The sequence below is a fragment of the Bacteroidota bacterium genome (assembly GCA_030706565.1).
Lineage (GTDB): Bacteria > Bacteroidota > Bacteroidia > Bacteroidales > JAUZOH01 > JAUZOH01.
In genome coordinates, this window is sequence record JAUZOH010000335.1 from 1 (window position 1) to 4,158 (window position 4,158).

At 33.9% G+C, this 4,158-nt stretch carries 8 protein-coding genes; all 8 read left to right on the top strand.

Annotated features, from left to right (window positions below; translation table 11 throughout):
- Window positions 1-191, top strand: a 191-nt coding sequence (locus Q8907_13560; protein ID MDP4275299.1) for a group II intron maturase-specific domain-containing protein, incomplete at its 5' end; no start/stop codon positions are given.
- 342 nt (window positions 192-533) lie between these two features.
- The gene (locus tag Q8907_13565; protein ID MDP4275300.1) at window positions 534-1,337 is read left to right on the top strand and encodes a class I SAM-dependent methyltransferase; all 804 of its coding nucleotides are present in this window, start codon (window positions 534-536) and stop codon (window positions 1,335-1,337) included.
- A 589-nt stretch (window positions 1,338-1,926) separates the two neighbouring features.
- Window positions 1,927-2,178, top strand: a complete 252-nt coding sequence (locus tag Q8907_13570; protein MDP4275301.1) for a type II toxin-antitoxin system Phd/YefM family antitoxin — start codon at window positions 1,927-1,929, stop codon at window positions 2,176-2,178.
- Window positions 2,178-2,435, top strand: a complete 258-nt coding sequence (locus Q8907_13575) for a Txe/YoeB family addiction module toxin (protein ID MDP4275302.1) — start codon at window positions 2,178-2,180, stop codon at window positions 2,433-2,435. Before Q8907_13570 ends, Q8907_13575 begins: the two co-directional genes overlap by 1 nt.
- Before the next feature lie 283 nt (window positions 2,436-2,718).
- Window positions 2,719-3,045 carry a type II toxin-antitoxin system RelE/ParE family toxin gene (locus Q8907_13580; protein ID MDP4275303.1) on the top strand — a complete coding sequence of 109 codons (327 nt, stop codon included), beginning with the start codon at window positions 2,719-2,721 and terminating at the stop codon, window positions 3,043-3,045.
- A complete protein-coding gene (locus Q8907_13585) occupies window positions 3,029-3,334 on the top strand; it encodes a helix-turn-helix transcriptional regulator (protein ID MDP4275304.1) in 306 nt (101 codons plus the stop codon). Before Q8907_13580 ends, Q8907_13585 begins: the two co-directional genes overlap by 17 nt.
- Window positions 3,335-3,591: 257 nt before the next feature.
- Window positions 3,592-3,834, top strand: coding sequence for a type II toxin-antitoxin system ParD family antitoxin (locus Q8907_13590; GenBank protein MDP4275305.1), 243 nt, complete (start codon window positions 3,592-3,594; stop codon window positions 3,832-3,834).
- Entirely contained in the window at window positions 3,831-4,139 is a 309-nt protein-coding gene (locus Q8907_13595; protein MDP4275306.1) for a type II toxin-antitoxin system RelE/ParE family toxin, read from the top strand. Before Q8907_13590 ends, Q8907_13595 begins: the two co-directional genes overlap by 4 nt.
- Window positions 4,140-4,158: the final 19 nt, after the last annotated feature.

The window sequence follows — 4,158 nt, forward strand, 5'->3', positions numbered from 1 at the left end:
AAACACAGGGGTTCACAGCTGCAGTTTTAATCCGAAACCTGAACCCGGTTATCACTGGATGGGCTAATTACCACAGGTACGTCTGCTCGAAGAAAACTTTCTATCTATTAGACAGGTATTGTGGAGGAACATCTGGAACTGGGCTCGACGAAGACACAATAAACTTGGATACCGGAAAATCGTTTCCCTAATTTCTATGAGCATTGGAAATCGAAAATGGCAGTTCTTCGGCAAGTTCGATGATGGAAAGACTATCTTGCTCCGCATGTTTGGCCTCTTCCAAATTAAACGTCACCGGCTTATTAATGGGAACGCTAATCCGTTCGATACTTCCTGGGATTACTATTTCGCCAACAGGCTAAGACATAAATAGGCTAACTGAATATTTTGTATATTGTCGGGTGGTTTAATCCGCCTTTGGAGAGCCTGAGCCGTATGAGTCGAAAGGTTCAAGTACGGTTCTTAGGGGACAAGGGCGGGGTAACCCGCCTGAGTTACCCGACAATGCACCTTGACTTATACATAATAGCTAAATGAAAAGAGGACAAATTTCAAATTTATTACGACTACTTGGATTGATATATTTTTCAGACTGGGTTCGTTATTATATTGAGAGATATAAAAATAGGAAAGTAAATAAGGATTTTAAAAGGAGCAATCCTAATGTAAAGCTACCGCCTGACTATCTTATTTATGAATCTTTTCAAATCAATTATAGAAAATATTATACAGAAAGTATTGAAACTGCTAAATGGATTGCAAATTACTTTGGTAAGCATATTGATTTACACAACAAAAAGATACTTGATTGGGGTTGTGGCCCGGGGAGAGTGATTCGTCATCTACCATCAGTTATTGGAAATGGATGTGAATATTTTGGAACAGATTATAATAAGCAATCGATTGATTGGTGTTCAAATAATTTACCTGATATAAAATTCAATAAGAACTCCTTAGAAGCCACATTACCTTATTCTGATGATTTTTTTGATATAATATATGGAATTTCAATATTTACGCATTTGTCTGAACGATTGCATTATGATTGGTATAATGAGCTTTTTCGGATACTTAAACCAAATGGGATTATGTTTTTAACAGTGCAAGGGGACAATTTCAAAGTTAAATTAACAGATAAGGAAGTTTTAAAATATAATAATGGAGAGTTGATAGTAAGAGGCAAAGTAAAAGAAGGACATAGAACATTCTCTGCATTTCAACCAACTGGTTTTATGAAAAAGCTATTTGACAATGTTGTGATTTTGGAACATATAGTGACTAGGCCTGAAAGCGGAAAATGGTTGCCACAAGATATTTGGATAATAAAAAAGAAATAACACCGTTGCCCAATAAATAGGCCTCTGAGCGGTCTGCAAGACCCAGCGATGAATCTATTTATAACTGCAGATCTATGAACTATTTACTTAATGAGGGTTTTGGATATTTTTTAAAAAAAAGAGGAATGATCGTTCTTTGAAGTTTTATAAATCATACAGGGTTTGGTGCTTTCTGCAAAGATAAAATTATTAAAACGAGGTTACTTTTATCTTTTATGCACGACGTTTTCAAACTCAGGAACAAACACCATGGACTGTTCAATAATGGTTAAGCCAGATTTCTTTCTCCTAATCAATTTTTAAAAATTAATCTTTGAGTATGGAAAGAATCGGGTACTTTTAAAATAGCTATCCGCGCAGGCAGATTTAGTTCAACAACCGGTCATATAAGTAATGGCGGTTTTATGGGTTGCCAAGTATAGTACTTCTGTTTAAGTTTTTGCCTTAGTTTATAATGTCTCACTTCGAAACCCGCCACTACTCATATACCCAACGTTACCACATAGTTTAAAAACGCCCTTACTATAATTGGAAATATCGATTTATGTACATATATTTGTACTAATAAAAGTACATACAATTTAATACCATGATAACAACGACAATTTCAGACTTCAGAAAAGATATTAAAAGATATCTGGATAATGTTACTCTGAACTTTGAAACTCTAATAATCAATAGAGGCAAAGATACAGGTGTCGTTATCATGTCTATAGATGAATACAATTCTTTAAGTGCAACCCAGCATGAACTTTCGTCAAGAGTCAATGAGAAACGGCTTGATTCTGCCATTGAAAAATTAAAAAGTGAAAAATCATTTTCCAAAGACTTGCTTGAATAGTGAAATACATATTTGTTGACGAGTCTTGGGAAGATTATCTGTATTGGCAGAAAACAGATAAAAAAATGCTTAAAAGGATAAATGATATTTTAAAAGATATTTCAAGGAATCCTTATTCAGGTTTAGGAAAACCAGAACCATTAAAATTCAAATATAAAGGGTTCTCGTCGCGTAGAATAGATGAAGAACATGGATTGATTTATCAAATAAAAAATGACGAGATTCTAATTGCTAAGTGCAGGTTTCATTATGATTAAATTAAAACTGTGTGGTAATAAATAGGACTCTGATCGGCCTTCAAGACCCAGCGAGGAGTCTGTGTTTGTCAAGTAAATCGAAGGCTGACAAGGTCATTGTCTTTTTATAGGTTCTCAAATTCGAAATCCTCAACGTTTCATACCGCCACCATTGGCAATAATGCAAAAAACATCCCCTTATACAGGAAATTATCAAAAAGATTTGAATTTAGTTATCCGATTAGGTAACTTTGCTCATTGATTCCAATAACAAAATTCTGATTTGTAATAATTTAAACAAACAATAAGAGTCTATAAAAACTATTTTTGGGGCTTTTATAATTCCCAACCCAAAAAAGTTCAAGACCGGCTTGATTGGGCTATTGGATTGGTCCGTTCATTAAGGATTGTACCGAAAGTTTATTTCGATCACCTGACCGGAACTGATGAGATTTGGGAGATTAGGACTCAAGTCGGGAGCAATATTTTCAGGGTGTTTTGTTGCTTTGACGAAGGTAATCTTGTGATTCTATTGAGTGGATTTCAAAAAAAGATACAAAAAACACCACAAAAAGAGATTGATAAAGCAGAACGATTAAAAAAAGAATACTTCGATGAAAAAAATAAGTAATAATTTGACTTCATGGGACGACCATCTTGATAAAAAGTATGGTAAACCAGGAACACCAACTCGTGAAAAATACGAACAGGAATTTGAAACTTTTAAAATCGGGGTACTGATTCAAGAAGCAAGAAAAAAACAACACCTGACTCAAGAACAGTTGGCCGAAAAAGTTGGAACAACTAAAAATTATATTTCACGGATTGAAAATAATGCAAGTGACATTCGACTTTCGACACTGATGAGAATAATTAATGAAGGATTAGGCGGACACTTGAAATTATCGGTAGATATATAAAAATACACTATTGCCTATAAATAGTTCCTGGACGGTCTGCAAGCCCCGTCGATGAATCCGTATTGGGCTACAAACGCCAGGCTATGGGCTATTGTAGGCTTCCCTAAAATTCGACCATAAAAAATAGAATTAAATAAGCTCGAAAAGGTGTCAGAAAAACTTTATATTTTTAAATGATAAAAAGTAATTATGGAATTTTATGAGTTTCCTTGATTAAATTACCAAGATTTGGTAATTTTGAATTAAAATAAATAGAAATGGGAAAAAACACATCCATATCATTAGGTTCGCATTTTGAGGATTTTATTAATTCATCGGTTGCTTCGGGAAAATATAGTTCTGCAAGTGAAGTGGTCCGTTCTGCATTAAGGCTCTTGGAATCAGAGGAAAAAAAGTTAAAAGAATTAAGAGAAGCATTGATTGAAGGAGAAAATAGCCCGATGATTGAAAATTTTGATGCGGATAAACATCTGGCAGACCTACACCGGAAATACTTATGATCAAAAAATATCGAATAAGTGAAAAAGCCATTTCTGATTTGGAAAAAATATGGCTTTACACGTTAAATAAGTGGTCAAAAGAGCAAGCTGACAGATATCACCATCTCATAATTGATGAAATTGAATTCATAGCCCCAAATAATGTACTATGCAAAAATATAGACTATATCAGGTCTGGATACAGAATGTCAAAAGTCAAATCTCATTTGATTTTTTTTAAGAAAACAGAAGACAATATTATGGAAATCATCAGAATTTTACATCAAAATATGGATATTGAAAATCGGCTTAAAAATGATGATTAACACATAACACTTTAGCTAT